General features: G+C 63.7%; 23 protein-coding genes. 16 read left to right on the top strand and 7 right to left on the bottom strand.

Going from position 1 to position 26,679, the window contains the following annotated elements:
• Positions 1–24: 24 nt before the first annotated feature.
• Both rbfA and WJT74_RS01350 read left to right on the top strand, forming a co-directional pair.
• On the top strand, positions 25–423 hold the full coding sequence (gene rbfA, locus WJT74_RS01355) for a 30S ribosome-binding factor RbfA (RefSeq protein WP_343345958.1): 399 nt from the start codon (positions 25–27) through the stop codon (positions 421–423).
• Between the two features lie 83 nt (positions 424–506).
• Entirely contained in the window at positions 507–1,022 is a 516-nt protein-coding gene (locus tag WJT74_RS01350; protein WP_343345956.1) for a hypothetical protein, read from the top strand.
• Here WJT74_RS01350 and WJT74_RS01345 read toward each other — a convergent pair.
• Entirely contained in the window at positions 1,019–1,606 is a 588-nt protein-coding gene (locus WJT74_RS01345; RefSeq protein WP_343345954.1) for a sulfite oxidase heme-binding subunit YedZ, read from the bottom strand. The two genes, WJT74_RS01350 and WJT74_RS01345, sit on opposite strands and share 4 nt — an antisense overlap.
• Before the next feature lie 34 nt (positions 1,607–1,640).
• Between WJT74_RS01345 and WJT74_RS01340 the strand changes: the two genes are divergently transcribed.
• The 14 genes from WJT74_RS01340 to tcmP all read left to right on the top strand — a co-directional run bounded on the left by WJT74_RS01340 (position 1,641) and on the right by tcmP (position 18,126).
• Complete coding sequence (locus tag WJT74_RS01340) at positions 1,641–2,273, top strand: thymidine kinase (protein ID WP_343345952.1); 633 nt, start codon at positions 1,641–1,643, stop codon at positions 2,271–2,273.
• A gap of 4 nt (positions 2,274–2,277) precedes the next feature.
• A complete protein-coding gene (gene truB, locus WJT74_RS01335; protein ID WP_343345949.1) occupies positions 2,278–3,186 on the top strand; it encodes a tRNA pseudouridine(55) synthase TruB in 909 nt (302 codons plus the stop codon).
• A 23-nt stretch (positions 3,187–3,209) separates the two neighbouring features.
• Complete coding sequence (gene rpsO, locus WJT74_RS01330; RefSeq protein WP_343345946.1) at positions 3,210–3,479, top strand: 30S ribosomal protein S15; 270 nt, start codon at positions 3,210–3,212, stop codon at positions 3,477–3,479.
• Between the two features lie 169 nt (positions 3,480–3,648).
• On the top strand, positions 3,649–6,003 hold the full coding sequence (pnp, locus tag WJT74_RS01325; protein WP_343345944.1) for a polyribonucleotide nucleotidyltransferase: 2,355 nt from the start codon (positions 3,649–3,651) through the stop codon (positions 6,001–6,003).
• A gap of 136 nt (positions 6,004–6,139) precedes the next feature.
• On the top strand, positions 6,140–6,574 hold the full coding sequence (locus WJT74_RS01320; protein ID WP_343345942.1) for a DUF411 domain-containing protein: 435 nt from the start codon (positions 6,140–6,142) through the stop codon (positions 6,572–6,574).
• Between the two features lie 90 nt (positions 6,575–6,664).
• On the top strand, positions 6,665–9,634 hold the full coding sequence (locus WJT74_RS01315) for a VIT domain-containing protein (protein ID WP_343345940.1): 2,970 nt from the start codon (positions 6,665–6,667) through the stop codon (positions 9,632–9,634).
• Between the two features lie 123 nt (positions 9,635–9,757).
• Positions 9,758–11,239: a SulP family inorganic anion transporter gene (locus WJT74_RS01310; protein WP_343345938.1), complete on the top strand. Its 1,482-nt coding sequence runs from the start codon at positions 9,758–9,760 to the stop codon at positions 11,237–11,239.
• Positions 11,240–11,250: 11 nt separating this feature from the next.
• Complete coding sequence (locus WJT74_RS01305; RefSeq protein WP_343345936.1) at positions 11,251–12,081, top strand: universal stress protein; 831 nt, start codon at positions 11,251–11,253, stop codon at positions 12,079–12,081.
• Positions 12,082–12,160: 79 nt separating this feature from the next.
• Positions 12,161–12,934 carry an SDR family NAD(P)-dependent oxidoreductase gene (locus tag WJT74_RS01300; RefSeq protein ID WP_343345934.1) on the top strand — a complete coding sequence of 258 codons (774 nt, stop codon included), beginning with the start codon at positions 12,161–12,163 and terminating at the stop codon, positions 12,932–12,934.
• A 552-nt stretch (positions 12,935–13,486) separates the two neighbouring features.
• Positions 13,487–14,878 (top strand): deoxyguanosinetriphosphate triphosphohydrolase family protein, encoded by a 1,392-nt coding sequence (locus WJT74_RS01295; protein WP_343345932.1) that lies wholly within the window; start codon positions 13,487–13,489, stop codon positions 14,876–14,878.
• 1 nt (position 14,879) lies between these two features.
• On the top strand, positions 14,880–15,656 hold the full coding sequence (locus tag WJT74_RS01290) for a hypothetical protein (RefSeq protein WP_343345929.1): 777 nt from the start codon (positions 14,880–14,882) through the stop codon (positions 15,654–15,656).
• Between the two features lie 141 nt (positions 15,657–15,797).
• Positions 15,798–16,079, top strand: coding sequence for a hypothetical protein (locus WJT74_RS01285; RefSeq protein ID WP_343345926.1), 282 nt, complete (start codon positions 15,798–15,800; stop codon positions 16,077–16,079).
• A 125-nt stretch (positions 16,080–16,204) separates the two neighbouring features.
• Positions 16,205–16,954 carry a DUF5131 family protein gene (locus WJT74_RS01280; protein WP_343345924.1) on the top strand — a complete coding sequence of 250 codons (750 nt, stop codon included), beginning with the start codon at positions 16,205–16,207 and terminating at the stop codon, positions 16,952–16,954.
• Positions 16,954–18,126, top strand: a complete 1,173-nt coding sequence (gene tcmP, locus WJT74_RS01275) for a three-Cys-motif partner protein TcmP (protein ID WP_343345922.1) — start codon at positions 16,954–16,956, stop codon at positions 18,124–18,126. The genes WJT74_RS01280 and tcmP overlap by 1 nt, the downstream gene beginning before the upstream one ends.
• Before the next feature lie 449 nt (positions 18,127–18,575).
• On the opposite strand, the gene WJT74_RS01270 is transcribed toward tcmP, so the two are convergent.
• Genes WJT74_RS01270 through WJT74_RS01245 form a run of 6 tightly spaced genes read right to left on the bottom strand, consistent with a single transcriptional unit; the run spans position 18,576 to position 26,314 of the window.
• Complete coding sequence (locus WJT74_RS01270) at positions 18,576–19,538, bottom strand: cation diffusion facilitator family transporter (RefSeq protein ID WP_343345920.1); 963 nt, start codon at positions 19,536–19,538, stop codon at positions 18,576–18,578.
• A complete protein-coding gene (locus WJT74_RS01265) occupies positions 19,535–20,173 on the bottom strand; it encodes a cation diffusion facilitator family transporter (protein WP_343345917.1) in 639 nt (212 codons plus the stop codon). The genes WJT74_RS01270 and WJT74_RS01265 overlap by 4 nt, the downstream gene beginning before the upstream one ends.
• Complete coding sequence (locus WJT74_RS01260; protein ID WP_343345915.1) at positions 20,170–20,541, bottom strand: STAS/SEC14 domain-containing protein; 372 nt, start codon at positions 20,539–20,541, stop codon at positions 20,170–20,172. The genes WJT74_RS01265 and WJT74_RS01260 overlap by 4 nt, the downstream gene beginning before the upstream one ends.
• Before the next feature lie 22 nt (positions 20,542–20,563).
• Positions 20,564–23,827, bottom strand: coding sequence for an efflux RND transporter permease subunit (locus tag WJT74_RS01255; protein WP_343348231.1), 3,264 nt, complete (start codon positions 23,825–23,827; stop codon positions 20,564–20,566).
• Between the two features lie 58 nt (positions 23,828–23,885).
• Positions 23,886–25,064, bottom strand: a complete 1,179-nt coding sequence (locus WJT74_RS01250; RefSeq protein ID WP_343345913.1) for an efflux RND transporter periplasmic adaptor subunit — start codon at positions 25,062–25,064, stop codon at positions 23,886–23,888.
• Positions 25,061–26,314 carry a TolC family protein gene (locus WJT74_RS01245; RefSeq protein WP_343345910.1) on the bottom strand — a complete coding sequence of 418 codons (1,254 nt, stop codon included), beginning with the start codon at positions 26,312–26,314 and terminating at the stop codon, positions 25,061–25,063. Before WJT74_RS01245 ends, WJT74_RS01250 begins: the two co-directional genes overlap by 4 nt.
• Between the last annotated feature and the right edge of the window lie 365 nt (positions 26,315–26,679).

Below are 26,679 nucleotides of genomic sequence, written 5' to 3'. Positions count from 1 at the left end.
CCCCGCCGCCCCGGGAATGAGACGATGAAGAACCGAGCCTCCTCCACCGAACCCAGCGTCCGCATGCTCCGCGTCGGCGAACAGGTGCGCCACGCGCTAGCCGAGGTGCTCTCGCGCGGCGACGTGCACGACGAAGCGCTGTCATCGGCGACCGTTTCGGTCACCGAAGTGCGCATGAGCCCCGACCTCAAACATGCGACCGTTTTCGTGAAATCGCTTCTCGGCGAGAACGAGGACGAGATCCTCGACGCCCTGAAACGCAACGTTCGCTACCTGCGCGGAGAAGTGTCGAAGCGCGTGCAGATGAAGTTCGCCGCCAGCCTCAAGTTCAAGCGCGACGAGAGTTTCGACGCGGGCGGGAAGATCGACAGCCTGCTGCGCTCCGACAAGGTGGCGCGCGACCTGGGTGACGGGGAAGAATAAGAGCCTTCCGTCCGCATCTGCGAATTCGCTTCGCTTCCACGCAAAACATGCTAATGCGAACCCTTAGCAATAAAGGATCATTCATGCGTTATACTCTTTCCCTGACCCTCGCCGGCGCGCTCGCCTTGTCCGCTTGTGGCGATGCCGACGAGACCACCGCCGAGGCCCCCACGACCAACGAGATGATGGCCGATGACATGGCCGCCGATACGTCCGAGATGGCGGCCACCGACGGTGTTGTCGATGCAAGCACTGCCAGCGAAGAGCAGCTTGCCGCGATCGACGGCGTCAGCCCCGAACTTGCCGCCGCGATCGTCGCGGGGCAGCCCTATGCCGATGTCGTCGCCTTCAACGACGTGCTGATGGGATCGCTCGACGATGCGCAGGCCGCGGCGGTGCGCGAGCGGCTGTTCGTGCCGATCAACCTCAACGACGCCAGCGAAGAGGCCATTCGTCTCGTCCCCGGCATGACCGACCAGATGGTTCACGAGTTCGAGGAATATCGTCCCTACGAGGACATGGCCGAATTCGACCGCGAGATCGGCAAATATGTCGACGAGGCCGAGGTCGCGCGCTTCCGCCAGTACGTCACGCTCTAGGAACGGCGCACCCGCCACTCCAACCAGAGCCGTATCGAAACGATCGCCGCCATGATCCCGACGTGGATCCAGGCGGTGGTCGGATCGAACGCCGACCAGACCCAGTGCAGGAAGACGAGCAGCGTCGCCGGATAGACGAGGCGGTGCAACGTTTTCCACGATTGCCTGAGCCAGCGCATCGACGCGTCGTTGGACGTTAGCGCCAGCGGCACGAACAGCGCCAGCGCAGCCCAACCCGTCCAAATATAGTCGGTGCCGAACTCCGATGCGATCGTATCGAACGATCCCTTCTGCCACAGGTAGATCGCCGTGTGCCCCGCGGCATAGACGAAGCTCGCAACTCCCAGATCGCGGCGTCGGCGCACCAGCCATTTCGCGATCCTCGATCGCCGGAACGCCAGCTTGATCGGCGTGACCGCGAGTGTCACCATCAGCAACCAGGCTGCCCAGTCGCCGGTGTCGCCGATCGCATGTCCGTAGCCATAATCGTCGGGTGTCAGGAGCCATCGCGAGGCGATCCACAAGCCCGGAAGCGAGAGCACTCCCCACAGAATGGCGCGCGTATGTTTCGTCGGACGGGTCATTGTCACCATTTGGTCTGGGAAGCTAAGAGGCCTCATGGCCAAGCTCTATTTCTATTATGCGGCGATGAATGCGGGCAAGTCCACGACCCTGCTGCAGACCGACTTCAACTATCGCGAGCGCGGCATGAACACCATGCTCTGGACCAGCGCGATCGACACGCGCGAGGGGTCGGGGCGGATCGGATCGCGCATCGGGCTGGAATCCAAGGCATTCGCCTTTTCGGACGATGCCTCGATGCTCGCGACCGTGATGCGGCAGGAAGCGCAGCAGGACGTCGATTGCGTGCTCGTCGATGAAGCCCAGTTCCTGACTCAGCGCCACGTGCTCGAACTGGTCGAGATCGTCGATGGGCTCGACATACCGGTGCTCTGCTACGGTCTGCGCACCGATTTCCAGGGTCGGCTTTTCCCCGGCAGCGCCGCGTTGCTGGCGCTGGCCGACAAGCTCGTCGAGCTGAAAGCAGTCTGCGAATGCGGGGCGAAGGCGACGATGAACCTTCGCGTCGATGCCGACGGGTTCGCGGTCCGCGAAGGCCCGCAGGCGGAGGTCGGCGGGAACGATCGCTACGTCGCGTTGTGCCGCCGCCACTTCTTCGCCGCGCTTCGCGAGGCCGAGGGGGTGGAGCGGCAGCTGGGGCTCGACATCCCGCGTCCCTCGCAGGCCTGATCGCGTGCTTCACGGCTGGATCATCCTCGACAAGCCGGTCGGCATCGGCTCGACGCCCTGCGTGTCGCGGATCAAGCGCGGTCTTCGCGAGGCCGGGTTCCGCAAGCCCAAGGTCGGCCACGGCGGCACGCTCGACCCCCTCGCGAGCGGGGTGCTGCCGATCGCGATCGGAGAAGCGACCAAGCTGGCGGGCCGGATGCTCGATGCCAGCAAGGATTATACGTTCACGATCCGGTTCGGCGAGGAGACCGAAACATTGGATACCGAGGGCGCGGTGATCGCCACCAGCGACCATCGCCCGACACGGCAACAGTTAGCTGACGCGATGGTGGAAGTTGTCGGGACGATCGAGCAGATGCCCCCCGCCTACAGCGCGCTCAAGGTCGACGGAAAGCGGGCCTACGAACGCGCCCGGGCGGGCGAGGCCGTGGTGTTGGACAGTCGCACGGTCACGATCCATTCGCTGACCGTGTGCGATCCGCCGGACGATGCGTCGCCGGACGACCGGCTGGAGGAAATCACGCTGACGGCCAGCGTTTCGAAGGGAACCTATATCCGATCCCTCGCACGGGACATCGCATTGGCGGTTGGATCGCGCGGACACGTCACCATGTTGAGACGGACGCGCGCCGGTCCGTTCGGCCTGGCTCAGGCGATTTCGCTGGACAAATGGGACGAAATGGCTAAGGCGCGCTCCTTGAACGAGGGGGTTCTCCCGCTGACGGCGGGGCTGGACGACATCCCGGCCCTCTTCGTGACGCCCGACGAAGCACGCGCCCTCAAACATGGGCAGCGCCTCGACGGGCACCCCGCACCGCCCGGGCAGCATCTGGCGATGGAGGGTGATACCCCCATCGCGCTGGTCGAGGTGGTGGATGGCGAAGTCGCCGTCCTGCGCGGGTTCAATCTGTAGATTTTTGACGAAAGGATGACCCGATGTCGATCACTGTTGAACGCAAGGCCGAACTGGCCAAGGAATATGGTCGCGGCGAAGGCGACACCGGTTCCACCGAAGTGCAGGTCGCGATCCTGACCGACCGCATCAACACGCTCACCGACCATTTCAAGGACCACAAGAAGGACAACCACTCGCGTCGTGGCCTTCTCATGATGGTCAACAAGCGTCGTTCGCTTCTCGACTATCTGAAGCGCAAGGACCACGACCGCTACACCGACCTCATCAAGAGCCTCGGCCTGCGTAAGTAGCCAGTTTCACGAAAGGGCGTCCCAGCGGCGCCCTTTCTCTTATCCGCGCCCCGCAATCCGGTGGGGCCATCCGCGGGGCAGAAGACTACAGCCCCGAACCGCCGCAGGCCGGACAGCCTGCACATCAAGAGGCCCCGCAGCGGCATCCGGCCGGCGGGTGACACCATATATGTTCGATATCAAAACTGTTGAAACCCAGCTTGGCGATCAGACCCTCAAGCTGGAAACGGGCCACGTCGCCCGTCAGGCCGACGGAGCCGTCATGGCGACGCTCGGCGAAACCGTGGTGCTGTGCGCCGTCACCGCCGCGCGCGGCGTGAAGGAAGGCCAGGACTTCTTCCCGCTCACCGTGAATTACCAGGAAAAGTTTTCAGCCGCCGGGCGCATCCCCGGGGGCTTTTTCAAGCGCGAGGCTCGACCGACCGAAAAGGAAACGCTCACCAGCCGCCTGATCGACCGTCCGGTCCGCCCGCTGTTCCCTGAGGGCTTCTACAACGAAATCAACGTCATCGCACAGGTGCTGAGCTATGACGGCGAGAACGAGCCTGACGTCCTTGCGATGATCGCGGCATCGGCCGCGCTGACGATCTCGGGCGTGCCCTTCATGGGTCCGATCGGCGCCGCACGCGTCGGCTTCGTCGACGGCGAATATGTGCTGAACCCCAAGGTCTCGGACATCTTCGAGGAAGGTCGTCTCGACCTCGTCGTCGCCGCCACGCACGACGCCGTGATGATGGTGGAATCGGAAGCCAAGGAGCTGACCGAAGAGGAAATGCTCGGCGCCGTCCAGTTCGCGCACGATGCGTCGAAGACGGTTGTGAAGGCGATCATCGAACTGGCCGAAAAGGCCGCCAAGGATCCGTGGGAACTGGACACGGTCGAGGACAAGTCATCGAAGATCGACGAACTTCGCGGCGTCATCGGCGACGACCTCGCCGCTGCCTACAAGCTCACCGACAAGCAAGAGCGGCAGAACGCGATCAACGACGCGCGGACCAAGGCGCGCGAGCATTATTCCAGCCTCGAGGAAAGCGATCCGGCCGAATATATGGGCCGCCTGAAGCTCGTGAAGAAGCTGGAAAGCGACATCGTTCGCAAGGCGATCCTCAAGGATGGCCAGCGCATCGACGGCCGCAAGACCAACGAGGTCCGCCCGATCGAAGCGATGGTCGGCCTGCTGCCCCGCACGCATGGTTCGGCGCTGTTCACCCGCGGCGAAACGCAGGCGATCTGCACGACCACGCTCGGCACCAAGGACGCCGAGCAGATGATCGACGGCCTCGAGGGGCTCAGCTACTCGCCCTTCATGCTGCACTACAACTTCCCGCCCTATTCGGTCGGTGAAGTGGGCCGCTTCGGCTTCACCAGCCGCCGCGAGACCGGTCACGGCAAGCTCGCATGGCGCGCGCTGCACCCGGTGCTGCCGAGCCAGGAGGACTTCCCCTACACCATCCGCATCCTGTCGGACATCACCGAGTCGAACGGCTCGTCCTCGATGGCGACCGTGTGCGGCGGCTGTCTGTCGATGATGGATGCGGGCGTTCCGATCGAACGTCCCGTGTCGGGCATCGCGATGGGCCTCATCCTCGAGGGCGACGACTATACCGTTCTGTCGGACATCCTGGGTGACGAAGATCACCTCGGCGACATGGACTTCAAGGTCGCGGGCACCGAGGAAGGCATCACCAGCCTTCAGATGGACATCAAGGTCGCCGGCATCACCGAGGAAATCATGAAGACCGCGCTTGCCCAGGCGAGCGACGGCCGCAAGCACATCCTCGGCGAAATGGCCAAGGCCCTCGACACCAGCCGCACCGAACTGTCGGCGCACGCGCCGCGGATCGAGACGATGCAGGTCGCCAAGGACAAGATCCGCGACATCATCGGCACGGGCGGCAAGGTCATTCGCGAAATCGTCGCGGAAACCGGCGCCAAGGTCGACATCGACGACGAAGGAATCGTCAAGATCTCCTCGTCCGACGTGAGCGAGATCGAGGCCGCCAAGGCGTGGATCGAAGGCATCGTCGCCGAGCCCGAAGTGGGCAAGATCTACACCGGCAAGGTCGCCAACATCGTCGATTTCGGCGCGTTCGTGACGTTCATGCCCGGCAAGGACGGCCTCGTCCACGTGTCGGAAATCAAGAACGAGCGGGTCGAGAAGGTCAGCGACGAGCTGAGCGAAGGACAGGAAGTCCTCGTCAAGCTGCTCGAGATCGACAATCGCGGCAAGGTCCGCCTGTCGATGCGTGTCGTCGACCAGGAAACCGGCGAAGAGCTGGAAGACAGCCGCCCGCCCCGCGAGAAAGGCCCCAGAAGGGATGGCGGTCGTGACGGCGGCGGTCGTGATGGCGGTGGCCGTGGTCGTGACGGTGGTCGCGGTCCCCGCGGCGGCGGTCGCGACGGTGGCGGTCGTGGACGCGGCCCCCGGCGCGACGGTGGTCGTGACGACAATGGCGGCGAAGGCAAGCAGGACGGCAACCCCGACCACAAGCCCGCCTTCCTCGTCGGCGACGACGACGACTAAACGAGAAACTTGACGGGCTCCGTCAGGAGAGAAGGACCCCCGGTTTCCCTGTCAGGGACGCCGGGGGTTTTTCGTTCACGCATTCGTCATCGACCGGTATATAGGCGACAAGGTCATTCCTGTCGGAGATTGCACCATGTTTCGCCACACCGCCGTCGCGCTCCTCCTCGCCTTCTCGACGACCGCCGCGCACGCGGCCGAGATCGTCATGCACCGCAGCGAGGGCTGTGGCTGCTGCCTGAAATGGGCGGAACGGATGAAAGCGGCGGGCCACGAGGTGCGCGTCGTGAACGAAGCCGACATGATGGCCTTCAAGGCCAAGGCGGGCGTGCAGAGCGGCTATGCCAGCTGCCACACCTCGCGCGTCGAGGGCTATACGATCGAGGGGCACGTTCCCGTGGCCGACATCGAGCGGCTGCTGAAGGAAAAGCCCAGGGGCGTGATAGGCCTTGCCGTTCCCGGAATGCCGATGGGATCGCCCGGCATGGAGCATGGCGACCATGTCCAGCCCTATACGACGCTTCTCCTGATGCGCGACGGGACGACGCGGGTCTGGGCGCGGCACAGCTAGAGACGAACGGGCGCCTCGGGCGCGCCATTCACCGATTGTTCAATGCTTTGCGATGAAATCTCTCCGAACACAGGTTCGGGGACATCGTTCATGCGTCATCTTTCTCCGCTTCGCGTCGGCATCTGTCTGACTGCCCTCATTGTCGCGTCCGCGCCCGCGCTCGCGCAGCAGGCCGCGCCCGCGAATGTGGCCGCCGAGGAACCCGCGCCGCTCAATCCCTCTATGGTCGCCTACGCCCGCGGGGTGCGAGACGAGGCGATGGTGCGCCCGCTGACACTGGCGCGATTCGAGGCCGACGTGCACGTCCGCGGCGCGGTCGGCATGGTCCGGCAGGACATGACCTTCACCGCGCCCGAGGCGGGGACCGAGGGGCGGCTGACGATCGACCTGCCCCCCGGTGCGATCGTCACCGGCTACGCGCTCGAGATCGAAGGCAAGTTGATCGAGGGTGCGCTCGTCGATCAGTCGCGGGCGGTGGAGAGTTTCGATCAGCTCGTCCGCGGACAGGTCGATCCCGGCCTGGGCGAGATCACGCGCGACGGCGCCTTCACCACGCGGGTCTTTCCCGTGGGGCCCGAGGGTCGCCGGATCGTGCTGCGCTACACCGTGCCGGTCGGCGATCGCCCGAGCCTGGCGTGGCGGTTCGGCGAGACGACAGGGAGGTGGAGTGTGACGCACCCCGGCGGCACGCGATCGGGCGACGGCACGGGCGAGGTCGTCGCCGCGCTCGAGCCCGGCGATCATGCGACGCTCGCCAGCCGCCACGGTGCGACCGGCGAGACCTATGTCCAGCTGGCGGGCGACCTGCCCCGCAGCCGGGTACGGCGAGCGGGGACGCTGGCGGTCCATTGGGACAACAGCCGTTCGCGCCGCGATCACGACCATGCCGCCGCGCTGCGCACGATCGAAGCGGCAGTGACCGCACTGTCGCCCGAACGGCTGGCGTTCGCGCCGACGATGGACGACGGGCGGGGTCGCGGCCTTACCACGATCGACGCGATGCGCGCGCGGATCGGCGACATGCAATATGTCGGCGCCAACGCCGCACCGACGCCGGTCGATGCCGACACCTGTTTCTACGTCAGCGACGGACAGGTGAGCGACGGCACGGGCGATACGGGCCCCGACTGCGCGCGCACCTACGTCATCGCGACGGGGCCCGCGCCCAACCTCCCGCTGCTCCAGAGCATGACGCGCGGCGGCGGGCGCGTGCTGCGTGCGGGCGAGATCGCCGACTGGTCGGCGCCCGGCATCGAACGGGTGGTGGCGGGCGGCGTGGCGGCGCCCTTCGTCGCGCTGCCCGCGCCCGAGGGTCAGTATCGACTGATCGCGAAGCTGGGCGAGCGGATGCCGGAAGCGGTGCGGGTCGAATTCGGATCCGATACCCGAGATCATCGCGTGATTGCGGGCGACCTGCCCGCGACCAGCGGCGCCTCGGTGCTCTTCGAAGCACGCGAAGCGGCGCGGCTCGACGCCGGTCTCGACCGCGAGGCGTTCGTCGCGCACAGCCGCCGATACGGGATCGCCTCGCCCACCCTGCCTTTCCTGAGCCTCGATCGGATCGAGGATTACGTGCAGTTCGGAGTGTCGCCGCAGGCCGACCATCCGCAACTCGCCCGCTATCGTCGCCTCGCGCGGGACGCCGCGATCCGCGAGGCGGAGGACAAGGAGGATCGCTTCGTCGCGGTGCTGGCGATGTGGGAAGCGGAGAAGGAATGGTGGGGCCGCGAGTTCGACCTGAGCTGGCGGGCACCGTCGACCGATCCCAAGCGGCGGAACGGGGTGCCGCCGCCGACCGTGAGCCCGCAGCGCACCTCGGACGCTTCGCCCCCACCTGTTCCCGAACGAGGCGGCGACATGCCGCCGTCTCCACCGCCACCACCACCGCCGCCGCCGCCGCCTGCGCCACAGCTCGACCTCGATACCGACGTCGGCGAAAGCATCGTGGTGACGGGATCGCGTGTCGGTCGGGACTCGATGTCGGCGGTCAGTCCGGTTGCCGCCCTGTCGGATCAGGCCGCAGAGATGAGCGAGGAAGCGGCCGACGACGGTTCGATCCGCATCGCGCTCGACGCGCGCTATCCGGATCGCGACTATCTGGCGGCCTACGACGCGAACCCCACGAACTTCGACGCGCTCTATGCCGAATGGGACGCGAAGGCCGGCGACCTGCCGAGCTTCTACCTCGATACCGCCGACTGGTTGTGGGCGCAGGGACGCCGCGACCGGGCCTTACGCGTCCTCGACAGCGCGCTCGAACTGCCGCTCGCCAACGCCACGACCTACGCGATGGTCGCCAACAAGCGCGAAGCATGGGGACTGGCGCCCGTATGGCTACGCCGCAAGCAGGCAAGCCTCGAGACCCACCGCCCGCAGGCCAGTCGCCTTCTCGCACTGGCGCTGGCGCGGCAGGCCGAACTCGTGCTCGCCCGCAGCGACCTGACGCCGCAGCAGCGCGAGGCCGAGGCGCGGGCCGCGCTGGCCGAAGCGATCGGATTGCTCAAGACCGTCGCGCTGACCCCCGTCGATCCACGCTGGAGCGGGATCGAAATCATCGCGCTGCGCGAAGCCAATGCGCTCATCCCCCGGCTGGAACGGCTGGGCGGAAGCGCGGATCTGGACGAGCGTCTGGTCGCCAACCTGCACAGCGACGTTCGCGTGGTGATGGAATGGACCGCCGATGCCGTCGACCTCGATCTCCACGTCCTCGAACCGTCAGGCGAGAACGTCTTCTACGGCAACCGGACGAGCCATATCGGCGGACGCATGACCGACGACATGACCGCAGGGTTCGGGCCGGAGGAATATGTGATCCGTCGCGCGCCGGGCGGACGGTTCGACGTGCGGTCGAACCTGTTCGCGAGCGATCGGATCGATCCCAACGGCAAGCCGCGACTGCGCGCCCGGCTGATCCGCGATTTCGGACGGCCGAACCAGCGCGAGGAACTGGTCGAATTCGAGATGGGACAGGAGCGGCGCGACACGCTGATCGGGTCGATCCGGCTCGGCCCTGCGGGCACGGTGCCGGGCGACGCGGAGACGGAGGGCGGCGCGCCCTGACCGCCTTGCGTTGCAACGCGAAACCTGTATGAGGCCGCCGAGGACCGTTTCGGCGGCCTTTTTCCAATGTTTTCACGAAAGTCCATCGAGCGACGCGCGATCCGCGTTTCGCGATCCCGCCTCATGATCAACCCCGCCCGCCTCCGCCGCGAATGGTTCGCCAATCCCCGTTCCGACATCCTCGCCGGGATCGTCGTCGCGCTGGCGCTCATCCCCGAGGCGATCGGATTTTCGATCATCGCCGGGGTGGATCCGTCGGTCGGCCTCTACGCCAGCTTCATTATCGCGATGATCATCGCGCTGGTGGGCGGGCGGCCCGGCATGATCAGCGCAGCCACGGCCGCCGTCGCGGTGCTGGTGGTGCCGCTGGTGCGCGACCACGGGCTTCAGTATCTGTTCGCCGCGACGATCCTGATGGGCGTCATCCAGATGGTCGGCGGCCTGCTGCGCTTCGACCGGCTGATGCAGTTCGTGTCGCGCAGCGTCATCACGGGTTTCGTCAACGCACTGGCGATCCTCATCTTCATGGCGCAGCTGCCGCAGCTGGTCGATGTCAGCATCCACACCTACTGGATGGTCGGTGCGGGGCTGGGGATCATCTACCTTTTCCCGCTGCTGACGCGCGCCATCCCCTCGCCGTTGGTGGCGATCGTCGTGCTGACCATGCTGGCCTTCGCGCTCGACCTGCCGGTCAACCGGATCAGCGACATGGGCGACCTGCCCGACACGCTGCCGCCGTTCGGCATTCCGCAGGTGCCCTTCACGCTGGAGACGCTGCGCATCATCGCGCCTTATTCGCTGACCATGGCCGCGGTCGGGCTGCTGGAAAGCCTGCTCACCGCGCAGATCGTCGACGATCTCACCGATACCGACAGCGACAAGGCCAAGGAAAGCCGCGGCCAGGGGATCGCCAACATGGTCACCGGCTTCTTCGGCGGCATGGGCGGGTGCGCGATGATCGGCCAGTCGGTCATCAACGTGAAGTCGGGCGGCACCTCGCGCCTGTCCACGATGACGGCGGGCGTCACGCTCCTCGCGCTGATGATGCTGCTCGGTCCGCTGGTCGCCGACATCCCGATGCCCGCGCTGGTCGCGGTGATGATCATGGTGTCGATCGGGACGTTCAGCTGGTCCTCCATCCGCAACATCGCCACGCACCCGTGGCATTCGAGCGTGGTGATGCTGGCCACCGTCGTCACCACGGTGGCGACCCACGATCTGGCGCAGGGCGTGCTGGTCGGGGTGCTGCTGTCGGGCATCTTCTTCGCGCACAAGGTGACGAGCCTGTCGCGGATGGAAAGCCGCCTGAGCGACGATGGACGCACCCGCACCTACGACGTGCTGGGCGAGGTCTTCTTCGCCAGCGCGGATAGCTTCGTCGCGGCGTTCGATTACAAGGAAGTGCTGGACCGCGTCGTGATCGACGTCACCCGGGCGCATTTCTGGGACATCAGCGCGGTCGGCGCGCTGGACAAGACCGTCGCCAAGTTCCGCCGCGAAGGGACCGCAGTCGAGATCATCGGCATGAACGAGGCCAGCGCCACGATGGTACGCGGCTTCTCGACCCGCGACGATCAGGATGCAGTCACCGCCGCCCCCCGCTAAGGACAGCCGCCATGAACCTTCTCGCCGCCCTCGATCTGTCGCCTTATGCGACCAGCGTCGCCGACCATGCCGCATGGGTCGCCTCGGCGCTGGGCGGCAGGGTCGAACTGCTCCACGTCATCCAGCGGCGCGATGCCGTGACGCGGCGCAAGGATCTGTCGGGGGCGCTGGGCCTCGGTGCACGCTCGGACTTGATGGAAGAGCTGGTCGGGATCGAGGAAACCGAGGCGCGGCTCGCCCGCGAACAGGGCGACGCCCTCCTCGCCAATGCCGCCGCCAGGCTCGCCGAGGCGGGGATCGCCGATGTCGCGAAGCTCATGCGCCACGGCGATATCGTCGAGACGATCGTCGAGCGCGAGGCGGACGCCGACATGGTCGTGATCGGCAAGCGCGGCGCCCATGCGGATTTCGCCAAGGGGCATCTGGGAAGCAAGGTCGAGCGGGTGGTGCGCCAGTCCGATCGCCCGGTGCTGGTCGCCAGCCGGTCCTTCGCGCCGGTCGAGACCGTGATGGTCGCGTTCGACGGCGGTGCCACGTCGCGCAAGGCGATCGCGATGGCGGCGACCTCGCCGTTGTTCGAGGGGGCGAAAATCCACGTCGTCCAGGTCGGCGAGGACAGTTCGCTCGAATGGGCCTGCGAAACGGTCGGCGATCGCCTTCTCGGCTGCGAGAGCCTGCCCGGCGACGTCGAAGGCGCGCTGACCGCCGAAGCGCGGCGCGTGGAGGCCGACATGCTGCTGATGGGCGCCTACGGACACAGCCCGTTGCGCACCATGATCGTCGGATCGACCACGACCGCGATGCTTCGCGCGCTGCCGATCTCCGTCCTCCTGTTCCGCTGATCGGCGCTCTGGCCGGGACTAAGCGACGGATCGCGGGCCGCCGCCCCGCCGTTCTTCCCCTGAACCAAGGGAGAAGATCATGCAGCGTTTCACCGACAAGACCGTCATCGTCACCGGTTCCTCGAGCGGCATCGGGCTAGGCTGCGCGAAACGGTTCAGCGAGGAGGGCGCGAACGTCGTTCTCAATTCGAACGACCCGTCCGAACTCGACGAGGTGAAAGGCGATTTTCCCGAAGACCGGACGCTGATCGCCTGCGGCGACGTGTCCGATCCCGATGCGTGCGAACGCATCGTCGCCGACACGGTCGAGCGGTTCGGCGGGCTTCATATCCTGCACAACAATGCCGGTATCGCCGCGATGGGACCGCTGGAGGAGATGAGCCAGGACGACATCGACGGCGTGCTCGCGGTCAACGTCACAGGCGTCATCCACATGTGCCGCGCCGCCTTTCCGCACCTCAAGAAGGTGAAGGGCTGCATCGTCAACACGAGCTCGGTGTCGGGGATCGGCGGCGACTGGGGCCTGGCGATCTACGATACGTCCAAGGGCGCGGTCACCAACCTGACCCGCGCGCTGGCGCTCGACTGGGGGCGGCACGGCATCCGTGTCAATGCGGTCAACCCGAGTCTCATCCGCACCGATCTGTCCGAGGACATGTTCGACAACGACAAGCTGATCAGCGCATTCAAGACGCGCATCCCGCTGGGCCGGACCGGCGTTCCCGAGGACGTGGCGGGGCCCGTCGCCTTCCTCGCGAGCGAGGATGCCGCGTTCGTCAACGGCGTGCAGCTCCCGGTCGATGGCGGCTGCTCGGCGAGCAACGGCCAACCGCCGATCGGCGAGCTGCTCTGACGCTGTCGGATGATGCCGCCGATGGTGGAGCTAGGGAGGCTCGAACTCCCGACCTCTGCAGTGCGATTGCATGAGATTAGCGATTTTTGGCAGAAAACCGTACTCTCGCGTCGGGAAAAAGCGCCCTAAAAAGCATAAATCGTCAAATTTGCGATACCAGTGCGATACCAAGCATCGTCGCGCTTTACGTTGGCGTCGACGGCCACGCTAGAATTTGGATGGCGGTGACTGGGCCGAAAGCAGCCGTGCAGCTTTGGAGCGATATGTGCCGCAAGCGGACATTGGCGGCCGACGCTCTGGGTGTAAACGAGATGCTCAATCACCCAACAGATTATGGCCGCTGAGGGACGGCCTGCTTGTAAGGGCCCGGCATCCCTAAAGCGAAATTAGCTCTCGCCGAACGTCAAGCACGCTGTTCCCATTAGGCTCCATTCGACGTAGATCTGGTCGAGATGCAATGCGCATTTGGAAGCGCAAACCTGCGGCCTTAACCGGTCCCGGCTAACAAGATGATGGTGGATTCAGATGGCGACGATTTGGTCTAATCGAAGGGTGAGTGAGCTGACCGAGAACCCGCCGGACGTCACAACCGACCCGGCTCGATCGCGGTTCCAGCAGGACTATGACCGGTTGCTGTTCTCGACGCCCGTTCGCCGACTGTCGGATAAAACTCAGGTCTGGCCGATGGATGACAATGACGGCGTGCGCACCCGGCTCACCCACTCGCACGAAGTGGCCAACCTTGCGCGCTCGATCGGCACCCGAATCCACACAGCGAATGTGGAACTGTTCTCCGGGGCCGACCTTCATCAAGTGATCCAGCCGATGCTGTCCGCGATCGGTCTTGCACATGATCTAGGCAATCCGCCGTTCGGACATCAGGGGGAGACCGCAATCGGCCGCTGGTTCGAGCTTCGTAAGGACTGGATATTCACGAACCATGATGAGGGCGCGCGCGGGTTGCCGACCGCCATCCCCGATGATCTCCATGCCGAGTTCCTAAAGTTCGACGGCAACCCGCAGACGCTCCGGCTTATTACCAAGCTCCAGACGAACATCGCTCATCTGGGCCTCGACCTAACCTCGGCAACGCTGGCCGCAGTGATCAAGTATCCCGTCGGTGCTGCAAACCGCGACAAAAAGAACCCCATTGCAAAAAAGTATGGGTATTTCGAAGCGGAACGCGCGCTTGTGGGTGGACTCCGCAAAGAAATCGGGTTGGGCGAAGGGCAGCGCCACCCGCTCACCTGGATCATGGAGGCTTGCGACGACATCGCCTACTCGGTCCTCGACGTCGACGACGCCATGAAGAAAGGCGTCATCTCACCGGATGATGTGCTCGCGAGCCTACAAGCTGACTCAACCACTTCCGCGCACACCGCGGTGGCAAAGGCGCAATCCAAGTTCGAAGAGGTTGAGTCCGCTGGCAGGCGTCCGGAACTCGCCCGCGACATCAAGATCGGATTTCTGCGAGCCTATTTCATAGAAGCGCTGATCGAACATGCCAGCGACGGCTTTGTTGCCGCAGGAGCAGCGATCACAGCCTTCTCACATCGTACCCCGCTGATGGACGACAGCACCCTGTGCGAAAAACTAAAGTCGCTCGCCCGGGAGCACGCCTTCGGCAATCCCAGCGTGTTGCGGATGGAGGCGCGCGGAGCAGAAGCGATTGACGGTCTTCTGACCGCCTTCTGGGAGGCGATCCACGACCGTCCACCGGAAAATTTCGGCGACATCTTGGCCCGCCGGTCCGGTGCGAAGAACAAATATGTCTTCGCGCTGATCAGCCAGAATTACCTTGAGGACGCATCCCGCGCTGCCAACGCCGACGGGATCGCTGCGTCGGTTCGTTACCGCGAGCTGCGCCTGCTGACGGATATGCTCTCGGGCATGACGGACACTTTCACGATCAAACTCTGGGACGAGCTGAAAGGCATGCAATAAGGTGACACCGGCGGAAACACTGCCGAAGCTCAAGCGCCGCATCGACGACTATCTGTGGCGCGAGGATGGGATGCCGATCCAGCGCCTACGCGAGATCTTGGCGACCAAATTCGAGCCGCTGGGGCCGGTAGCAATCATCGGCGGCTTGGTGCGCGATATCGCACGCAAAGGAAAGGTAGGCTTCCGATCCGATATTGACCTAGTGATTGATGCCGAGCCGGCGCGCGTCGCCGCGTTGGCCGCGGAGTTGAATGCTACGCCAAACCGTTTCGGCGGCTTCGCTTCGGTCCAACCGCACTGGAAGATAGATTTCTGGTCCCTGCCAAACACCTGGGCTTCATCCGTAGGACTGGTGCGCACAGACACGTTAGCAGATCTTGTCTTTACCACTTTCTTCGATTGTGACGCGATCTGCTACGAGGTGCAAAAGCGTAAGGTCCATGCCCTACCGGATTATCTCAAACGGCTGGCCAAACGCTCGATCGACGTCAATTTGCTGCCCAACCCTTCGATCGACGGCAATCTTCTGCGGGCTAGCCGGCGCATCCTCCTTTGGCACTTCCGTCCCGGTTCGGCGCTGCGCGCATTCATCGAACGGGAGCTGAACGAGGAGTCGTTCCACCGTATCGTGGCAATCGAGCAGGCGATCTATCCGAACGATGTCCTCAGCACTTTTGGTGGGCCACGACAGCTAGCAGATGCTCTGCTCGGGGATGAGATGCCGACCCAATTCTCCGGCTTCGGCGAGCAGTTGGAGCTTCCCGGCTTCACTAATTAGGTCAGCAGCAGGATACAATCGCCGTCCAGCATATCTGGGTTGGGGCGCCGGTCGTAATCAACTTGAAGCGCAAAGAGGCCGAGCGGTCGGGTCAGACTGGGATTTGGTGCGCGGCGCTAATCGACGCTGAATGTTGCGACAATGTCCGACGGCGGTATAAACACGGCGATGCGTTCATTCGGTGTGGTGCCGGGAGGGAAGATCCGGATTTTTCAAGCCGGTGACGATTGTGAACCCTGGCTCGAATTCCTGGGCGACGAACGAGCGCAGGAAGAGTATCGCATCTTTCCGCCATACCAATATGAGATCTCGCAGGAGCTTGCGACCAGGTATTCGTCACAACCCAGCGACCGCGCTTCTTTCCCGATCGCGCAACGTTTCAAGCGCGGTCAAAACTTGCAGGATCCCAAGATCCCCCTTTGAGGTTGCCGAATTTGAAAGCGAACTCATGGTCGAACACGAGGCGAGAAAGTTGCACAGCCGCAGCGCAGTCTTGCCTTTGAACTACCTAGCAACTAGTGTTCTATTAATGTTCTCAGTGGCGGATCATGTCTGACAACAGCGCAATCGAGTGGACCGACGCAACTTGGAATCCTGTTACAGGATGTACCAAGATAAGCCGAGGCTGTGACAACTGCTACGCTGAGAGATTCTCAGAGAGGTTCAGAGGAGTTCCGGGACACCCATTCGAGAACGGCTTTGATCTGGCATTACGTCCTGCACGGTTGGAGCAGCCGCTTGGCTGGCGTCGTCCTCGGATGATCTTCGTGAACTCGATGTCAGACCTGTGGCACAAGTCAGTTCCGTTTGAGTACGTCGATAGGGTCTTCGATACGATGGAGCGGGCCGACTGGCACGTTTATCAGCTCCTCACAAAGCGAAGCTCCCTCATGTCGAAGTACCTCCAGCAGCGGTACAGTGAGCGGCCCTGTCCACAACACATTTGGTGCGGCGTGTCGGTTGAGGATGCTCAAGCAAAAAGCCGCGTTTCGCACCTCCAAAGCGCTCCCGCAGGAGCAAGGTTTCTCTCGATCGAGCCGCTGGTTGGAGCCGTAGGAGAGTTGGACCTCTTCAATATCGATTGGGTAATTGTTGGAGGAGAAAGCGGCCCACGAGCACGGCCTGTCGATCCCCGTTGGGTGCGTGAAGTGCGCGACCAGTGTATCGGACAGGACGTTGCCTTCTTCTTCAAGCAATGGGGCGGGTTCCGACCTAAGGACGGCGGCAGAGAACTCGATGGGCGGGAGTGGAACGACTTCCCCCAACAACTTAAGGCAGCGATGGAAAAGGCTGACTGATGGCGGGGCCTGTGATGCTTCCGTCTGCTTATCGACGTCGCGCACAGTCATTCGTCAAGCATGAAGTGTTGCGGGCATACCTTGAGCGGGCCGCAATGATTATTTTGTCCAAATACCCGGAGTTCGTTTTTGTCGACGGGTTTTCAGGCCCTTGGCAAAACGCAAGAGACGACCTTAGCGACACTTCATTTGGCATCTCATTGGCCCAGCTACGCGCGGCTCGACAGGCATGGGCCGACAACGCGCGCTCCAGAGAAGTGCGGTGCGTGTTCGTGGAAAAGCGGCGGGCCGCATTCGACCGGCTGTCGGCTGCATCGGTGTCAGAGGCGGACGTGCCAATTACTCCCCTGCACGGCAAGCTTGAGGATCACATACCCCGTATTCTGAAGGAGGTTGGCCACTCCTTCGCGCTTTTCTTCCTCGACCCGACTGGTTGGAATTACGACCTCCGGAATCTATCGCCGCTTCTTTCCCACCGACCGGGAGAGGTTCTGGTGAATTTCATGTATGAGCATTTCCGTCGGTTCATTGACGACAAGCGGCCCGAAATTCGCGGCTCTCAGGACCGTGCTTTAGGTGGCCCGGAGTGGCGACCAAAGTATGCCTCACTGATTGAGCAAGGAGTTCCCAAGGAGACCGCAGTGCTAGAGGTCTTCAAGGCCCAGCTGAAGAGCGTCGGTGGCTATCAACACGTTGCAAGCGCGCGGGTTCGGCACCCCCTCGCAGAGAAAACCCATTTCCATCTCGTCTATGGCACCCGGCACGAGAAGGGTCTGACAGCGTTCCGTAGCGTGGAGAAGAAGGTGCTGTCCGCAGAAGGGAGCATCCGCGTTCAGGCGCGCGATGCCGCACTGCAGGAGAAAACCGGACAGGGGACCTTCCTAGATGTTCTAGGGCCGCCCTCGGAAGCTGTCGGAAGTGATCCCCGCCTACAAGACCACGAGCACGTGCCAGTTTGGCTGCAGCACGCTGTCGCTACCCGCCCCGTCGACTATCACCTTTTGATGCAGGCTGCGCTTGAACGCTACTCGATCACTGAGCCGGAGTTTAAGGATCAGCTAGTCGCTGCAAATAGAGAAGGGCATATTGCTTTTGAAGGGATGCCCGCTCGATCCTTTAAGCCCAGCAAGGGTGTGGTAATCATCTCAGGCAAGAAAGCAGGGCAGAAATGATCCGCGCAGAGACCTTTTATCCTTTGCAAACCGACTGACGAGGTTAGCGACAGAGGAGGTATGCCTCTTGCCGGCCCTCTCGGTCCTCATGTGGCGCGCGTGCAGTTCCGAGGCGGTCCCAGCAAGGCTCTTGACCCTATACCAGTGCATCGCTTCCACCTTGCCCCTCGTGTCCTCTGCGAACCCGTGCGCACGATCGATCCAAATGAACGGCAGCTTTTTAGAAAAATTTGAGCAAACTCGAACGACCAAATATAGGGCGCATTGCCGACCTGCTAAAATTGGGCCGACAGCTGTCTGTCCGCTCTTCGGCTCATGACTGCAGATTGCGGACACGAAATGCCTAGCATTACGCGATGCCAAACGCCTGGAATTTAGTTCTCGCCGGCAGCTTTCCCTTTTTGCGCGGAACGTCCCGTCCTACAAACTCGAGCGCCCCGTCGCCTTCCTCAGAAACTTCCAGAATGCCCGGTTCGGGCTATCAACCCTTCGTCGCAGTCCGCTGCTAGGCAAGCTTCCAGCGTTGCATGCTTAATGCCGAACCGGGAGGAGACGCGCTGCCGCACGGTTCGCTTCAGTTCTTCGAACCGCTCGAGTGACGGGCGGGATGGCACGATGTGGACCTCGAGGGCGCGGCGGTGCTCTCCCAAATTCCAGACATGCAGATGATGGATGCTCTCGACCCCTTCGATCGCCTCGAGTTCGTCCATGATTTCTTGCAGCTCGACGTCATCTGGCACCGCGCCCATAAGCAGGCGAACCGTGCGCGGCATCAGCGACACCCCCTGCCAGATCACATAGGCGGCGATGATGACGGTGATGACCAGATCGGCCACGTAGAGATCGTATAGCAGGATCAGGACCCCGGCGACGATCACCCCGACAGAGGCCATGGCATCGGACACATTGTGCAGGAACGCCGCCTTCATGTTGATGCTGTCCTTGGCGCCGCGGTGGGTGATGAAAGCGGTCACCAGATCGATCACCAATGCCACGCCCGCTACGGCGATCACCGTCCATCCTTCGATGGGTTGCGGATCGGCGAAGCGGTTGATCGCCTCAACGAGTAGATAGAACCCGATGATAAGCAGCGTCGTCAGGTTGATGAGGGCAGCGACGACCTCTCCCTGTGCGTAGCCGAAGGTCATCAGTTTGTCGGCAGGACGCCGTCCAATACGGCGAGCGAACCAGGCGAGACCCAGCGACGCCGCATCGCTGAAATTGTGCAGCGCGTCGGCGATAAGGGCGAGCGAACCCGAAACGATACCGCCGACAATCTGCGCCACCGTCAGGAGCACGTTGATCGCCACAGCGAAAATCAGTTGGCGATCGCTCAGGTTCTCCTCGCCGTGGCTATGGCCGGCATGCCCGTGACCAACGTGTCCGCCGCCATGATCGTGATCGTCGCTCATCGCCTAAACTGATCGCCTCTCTCGTGCTGGGTCCCCTCCTCGTCATGGATGTCCATGTGAGCATCGCGTAGGATCTGGATGCCGCCATAAAGGGCAATGCATGCCACAGCGACGCCTACCACCAGGTCGGGCCAATTGGCGCCGGTGAGCATCACGACGATGCCCGCGATGATGATCCCGCCATTGGCAATAAAATCGTTGAAGCTGAAGGTCGTCGCTGCGCGCATGCTGACGTCCTTGTCCTCTGTCCGCTGGAGCATCCGCAGGCAGATCAGATTTACCACGGCTGCGACCGCCGCCATCGCGAGCATCATAAATCCACCTGGCTCCGAGCCTTCCAGGTAACGGCGGACCGCATCGGCGATGACCCCCGCGGCGAAGATCAGCAGCATGATGCCGGAGAAGCGTGCGGCGCCCCGCTGCCAGACACGCGAACGGGTCAACGCGAGAAGGCTCAGGGCATAGACGATCGCATCGGAAGAATTGTCGAGACCGTTGGCCAGCAACGCGTTCGAATCCGCGAAGTAGCCCACGACGAAAAAACCTATCGCGATGGCGACATTCAGCCAGAGGACGATCCAAAGTGTTCGGCGTTTCTCAACCGAGCCGATATCGATATCGTGGTTGCCGCTCATGACATGCTCTCATCGGATCGCGCCCAGACTTCGGCAGCTTGGCGTTCGGTAGGGTGGAAAAATTCCATTTCAGCACGGAAGAGCGGATCGAAAACCTCGGTGCCCCATTCTTCCCATTGGTTATCGCCGACGATGGAAATGCGACCAAAGCTGTCCTTGTGCCGGACGTCGAACTTGAGGTCGCGCCAAAGGCCACCGAGATCCCATCCGGAGAAATCCGGCGCGAGTTCGATCACCATCGCCACGGTGCCGGGCTCCCGTTCGGCGATTTCCTCGAATTGAGGGACGAAGCGGTTGTAGTCCTCGTCCTCTAATTTCCCCGAGGCGCGTATCCAGAGCAGACCTTTCTCTTCCTTAATTGCCAGCATGGTATTCTCCTTTCCAAATTGGTCATGCGATGTCCGTCAGTTCGCGCTGCTCGTCGCTGGTCACGTTTCGACGCAGGCGATCCCACCACTTCTCGCGCCAGCTGCGCTCATCGTCCGATCGATTGAGCACGAGCCGCGCGATCGCTGGCAGGACGAAGAGCGTGAGCGCAGTCGCGGTGATCAATCCACCGATCACGACAGTGGCCAGCGGACGCTGGACCTCCGCGCCAGTTCCGGTCGCCAGGGCCATCGGCACGAAGCCGAGCGAGGCGACCAGCGCCGTCATCAACACCGGTCGCAGTCTCGCCAGTGCACCATCGCAGATCGCCTCATCGAGAGGCATTCCCTTGTCGAGCCGCTGGCGTATCGCGGTCATCATCACGAGCCCGTTCAATACCGCGACACCCGATAGGGCGATGAACCCCACGGCAGCGGACACCGAGAACGGCATCCCCCGTAAGGCAAGCGCGAAGACCCCGCCTGCCAGTGCCATCGGGATCGCGCTGAAAACCGCGAGAGCCGGAACCCACCCGCCGAGCGCCATGAACAGGAGCAGCAACACCAGCGCGAAGCAGACCGGAACGACGAGTGCGAGCCTTGCCTGCGCGGCTTGGAGGTTCTGGTATTGCCCTCCCCATTCGATGAAGGAGGCGGCCGGCAATTCGACGCTTTCGGAGACGCCTGCGCGGGCCTCCTCCACGAACGACCCGAGATCGCGTTCGCGCACGTTCGCCGACACGATCACCAGTCGGCGACCCTGCTCACGCCGAACCTCGGCGAGGCCATCGACCACCTTGAAATCCGCCAGCGTGCGAAGCGGGACGGTGACCCCGCTTTCGAGGACTATGGGCAGAGCGCCGAGCTGATCGAAATCGTCCCGGGTCGCATCGGCAAGCCGCACGACGACATCGAACCGGCGGTCACCCTCGAATACCAGTCCCGCCGGACGACCCCCCAGCGCGATAGCCACTGATTGTGCGACCTCCTCCACGGTCAGACCGTATCGGGCGATCGTCGGGCGATCGAAGGCGATGTCCAGCGTAGGAAAGCCAGTGACCTGCTGGGCCTTGACGTCGGCAGCACCCTCGACGCCGCGCAGCACCTCGGCCACTTCTCCGGCTGACCGGGTTAGCGCGGTAAGGTCGTCTCCGTAGAGCTTGACCGCCACGTCGCCGCGAACACCCGCGATCAGCTCGTTGAAGCGCAGTTCGATGGGTTGGCTGAACTCGTAGAGGTTACCGACCAGACCGCTGAGCGATTCCTCCATCTCGGCGACGAGTTCATCCTTCGACAGGTCGGGATCGGGCCACTCTTCGCGCGGCTTCAAGATCACGTAGGCGTCGGACGCGTTCGGCGGCATCGGATCGCTCGCGACCTCGGCCGTGCCGGTGCGCGAGAAAACCAGCTCGACTTGCGGGAAGGTCTCGAGCCTGTCCTCCACCTGTCTCTGCATGGCGAGTGATCGTTCGAGCGAGGTCGACGGTATCCGCAGCGACTGAACCGCGATGTCGCGCTCATCCAGCTGCGGTGTGAACTCGCTGCCGAGGAAGGTGAACACGAAAGCCGCTACGGCGAAGAGCCCGACGCCCGCACCGATCACCGGCCAGGGACGTGCGATGGCGCGGCGCACTGCCGGGCCATAGCGTTCCTTCGCCATCCGAACGGGCTTGACCTCCTTCTCGGTCAGCTTGCGATTGAGGAGCACCGCGATCATCGCCGGCACGAAAGTCAGGGACAGCACGAAGGCGGAGGCGAGTGCCAACATGACCGTGATGGCCATGGGCGAGAACGTCTTGCCCTCGACCCCCGTGAAGGTGAGCAGCGGCGCATAGACTAGCAAAATGATCGCCTGACCGTAGACGGTCGGCTTGATCATCTCCTGCGCAGCCAGCCGTGTCTCCGTCAGCCGTTCGCCGAGGCTGAGCAATCTGCCTTCGCGGTGCTGTCTGGCGGCGAGCCGCGCGACGCTGTTCTCGACGATGATAACGGCGCCATCGACGATAAGCCCGAAGTCCAGTGCCCCGAGGCTCATCAGGTTGCCCGAGACACCAAGCCTGTTCATTCCGACGGCGGCCATCAGCATGGATATCGGAATGACCAATGCGGCGATGATCGCAGCACGGATATTGCCGAGCATCAGGAACAGGACGGCGATCACTAGAAGCGCGCCCTCGACGAGATTCTTCTCGACCGTGGCGATGGTCGCATCGACGAGCGACGAGCGGTTGTAGACGATCTCGGCGACCACTCCGGCAGGGAGCGAGGCGCGGACTTCTTCCAGTCGCTCGGCCGAGGCGGCAGCCACGGTGCGGCTGTTCTCGCCGCTGCGCATGAGGACCGTGCCCACGACCGCTTCTTCTCCATTGAGCGAGGCAGCACCGGTTCTGAGGTCGCCGCCGATGCGAACCGAGGCGACATCCCCGATCCGGATCGGAACGCCCTCGCGGGTCGCGACCACTGCCTGTTCGATGTCCTGTGTGCCCCCAAGTCGCGCATCGACGCGGACGAGCAGAGCCTCTCCGGCACGATCGACAAAGTTGGCGCCCTCAGTGAGGTTCGCCGCTTCCAAGGCCTCGATCAGGGAGTCGAACGACAGGCCGTAGCCGGTGAGACGGGCAGGATCGGGCTGGACGAGGAACTGTTTCTCATAGCCGCCGATCGAATCCACCCCGGCAACGCCGTCAATAGAACGCATGAGCGGAGCCACGACCCAGTCCTGCACTGTGCGAAGATAGGCTGCCTTGGCGACCTCGGTGTCGAGGCGATCACCGCGTTCGGTGATGAAGCTCCCGTCCGACTGCCAGCCTGTTCGACCACCCTTGGGCGCATCGCGACCTCCCGGATACTCGTATTCGATCGTATACATGAGCACTTCGCCCAGGCCGGTCGAGATCGGTCCCATGGTGGGCTCCGCTCCCTCCGGCAGCGACGCACCGATCGGGGCTAGCCGTTCGTTCACTTGGCTGCGCGCAAAGTAGATGTCGGTGCCTTCTTCGAAGATCGCAGTGACCTGGCTGAAGCCGTTACGCGAGATCGAGCGGGTCATCTCCAGCCCTTCGATCCCGGCAAGCCCGGTCTCGATGGGGAAGGTCACCTGCGTCTCCACCTGTGAGGGAGAGAGGGCAGGCGCGCTCGTGTTGATCTGCACCTGCGTGTTGGTGATGTCCGGCACCGCATCGATCGGAAGGCGCAAGAGGTTCATGGCGCCGTAGATGGCTGCGAAAACGGTGAGGACGATGACCGCCCAGCGGAACCGCACGGCGATGTCGAGGATGGCTCCGATCAAACCGTGGCGATGGCTGCCCGTATCTGCATGGGTTTCCATGGCGGGCTCGGTCCGAGTCTCAGTGACCATGAGTCGCGCCCTCCTTCCCGAGTTCGGCCTTGAGCAGGAAGGCGTTGGCGACAGCGATCCGCCATCCCTCCTGAAGTCCGGAGAGGATCGTCACTTGACCAGCGGATCGTGTCCCGAGCTCCACGTCGCGGGCCTGGAAGCCGGTCTTCGTCCGGACGAAGACCACGTCTCGTCCTTCGACAACCTGGATAGCGTCCTCCGGCACCGCGATGCGGTCGCGGTCGATCTCGCCCGAAGGCCTGATGCGCGCCTGAAGGAAGGCACCCGGCTGAAGCCCCGGAACGCCGCGCGATAACGACAGGACCGCGGTCGCACTGCGGCTCTCCGGATCGAGCGACGGCGTCACCGAACGAACCCGGGCGCCGATTTCCCTACCGTCGCCGACCACCAGCACGGCCTCGTCACCAGGTTGGATACGAGAGGCTTCGGCTGAAGGCAGCGCCACCTCGATCTGGAGGCCATTGGGATCGACCACGCGGTAGAGTTCCTCGCCGGCATCGACGAAGGCCCCGAGCACAATCGGTGCCGCGGTGATCCTGCCAGCCAAGGGAGAGGTGACCGCCAGCGAACGCCCGTCGCCGCTGACGCCAGCTGCCGCTACCGCGGCCTGCGCCCGCTGAAGTTCCGAACGTGCTACGCTGAGGTTCGCCCGCGCGGCTTCCAGATCCTGGCGGGCCGTGACATTTTCCTCGAACAGACGCCGCTCGCGTTCGTAGGCGGCAGACAGCTCGGTCACCCGGGCCCGTGCCGCGCTGAGTTGCGCGGCGAGCGCGGCGGCATCCGCACTCTCGATGCGGGCGACGGTCTCGCCGCGCGCAACGTAGTCTCCCAGCGTCTTGCCGACGGAGCGGACGACCCCCGAGGCCCGGGCATCGATACGAGCTGAGGCTGTGGGGCTCGCCGCGACAGTCGCCGGGAAGACGAGTTCGACAGCGGCGCCAGACCGAACGGCGGCCAGCTGTATCCCAGCCTCGCCAATTTGCTCTTCGCTAAGCGTGATCACCCCTTCAGGTGTCTCGGTCGCAGCTTCTTCCTGCGCATGGTCATCCTCACGTGCATGGTCGTCGACCTCGGAGGTTGGCCAGAATATCAGCGCCATAGCGCCAACCGCGATGACGATACCGACGAGGATCGCCAGCTTTCTGCGTGTCATTGATGTATCCTTCATTGTGCGGCCAGCCCGATCAGTTCGGCTGCGGCCAGGCCCCTCTGCTCGCGGGCGGCGATGAGCGCCTCGCGGATCGTGTCGCGTGCCTCTGCGGCTGCGAGAACTTCGATCAGGGGAAAACGTCCGTTGCGATATCCGATGCGAACGAGGCGCAGCGCCTCCTCTGCCTGCGGCAGCGATGTCTGCGAAAGGGTCTCGACGCGCGCTTCGGCACCAAGATACCTTGCCCGGGCCGTGGCGACCGCCTGCTCGTAATCCGCGAGAGCCACCGCTTCACGGGCATTCGCTGCCCGCAACCGAGCCTCGGCAGCGGCGATGTTGCCCTGGTTCCGGTCGCGAAAAGGAAGGGGGATCGATACGCCGACTAGGAAGGCATTGTCGCCGCTTTCCCCGAAGCGCCGCACGCCCGCAGAGACCGTCGGATCGGGAATCCGCAGGCTCCGCTGTCGCTCGATCTCCGCTGCCGCAACCTTGCTCTCGGCTCGCGCGACCCTGTAGGTGAGGTTTTCCTGCGCCTCGGACATAAGCGAAGCGGGCGGAGGGAGATCCGGAAATTCCGCCGGAACGAGCGGCGCTTCACCGCCGGCCCATAGAGCCGCGAGCGCTGTTCGAGCCGACAGGCTCTCCGCCTCTGCCTCGACCAGATGCGCGCGCGCTTCGGCAAGAGCCGCATCCGCCCTCAATGCGCGCAGAGGCGGCTCTCGGCCGACCTCGACCAGGACACCAGCAATGCGAGCCAGTTCCTCGTTGCGCGCCACGACATCTTCGGCAAGTTCGACCCGCGCAGCAGCTGCAGCAGCTGCGAGATATCGCTCGCGCACCAGCTGTCCCAGTTCGACCGTGGTAAGGTCGGCCCTGAGAGATGCCAGTTCGGCCTGGGCTTCGGCCGCACCGATCCGCGCGGATCGCTTGCCGCCGAGTTCGAGACGCTGGCCGACGGAGAGCGTATATTCGGTAGACTGGAGACCCGAGAATGCGCCGCTGCCGGCGACGTTCTCGACGTCGAACGAGATTTCGGGGTTCGGGCTCAGACGAGCCTGATCGATAAGCGCGACCGCCGCGTCGGTTTCAGCGCGGGGCCCCACGAGGCGGGGGTTGGTGATGGCGGTGTCGGCCTCAGCGGCGACCCCGCTGAGTTCGAGGGCGTCGTCGAGCGTGACGACACGCGGGTCCTGCGCGCTGGCAGGCCCCGGGGACAGGGCGAGTATCAGCCCCCAGACGGGGGCTGCTCGCCACGATATGGCGAACATTGATGGGTATTCCTCTGGTGACGTTCAGTTAGCGTCGGAAAACAGGTCCGACGCGCGGCGAACGTCAGCCGCGAGGAGGGGGCGTTGCCAGTTCGGTCAGATTGGACGCAAAAGAGGGCTGATCGCCAGCGCGCAGGGCACTCATGACCGAGCCCAAGACAAAGGCGTCAGACGACCGCCCGACAGCCTGCGAAGCATGATGGCAATGGCCATGCGCACAGGCGCCGTGCTTCTCCGGACCACGGTCATCATCGCCGGGCTCGTCGTGCTGCTCGAGTTGGGATGCTACCGGAGGCTCTCCCGCGCATTCGGACGCTTCCGCCACCGGAGCCAACAGGACACCGAATGCAGTGCACAGCGTGATC

The organism is Sphingomicrobium sp. XHP0239, from assembly GCF_039555325.1.
In the GTDB taxonomy this organism is placed as follows: Bacteria; Pseudomonadota; Alphaproteobacteria; order Sphingomonadales; family Sphingomonadaceae; genus Sphingomicrobium; species Sphingomicrobium maritimum.
The sequence above is the reverse complement of the archived record's forward strand: the minus strand, read 5'-3'. Positions and strand labels throughout refer to the sequence as shown.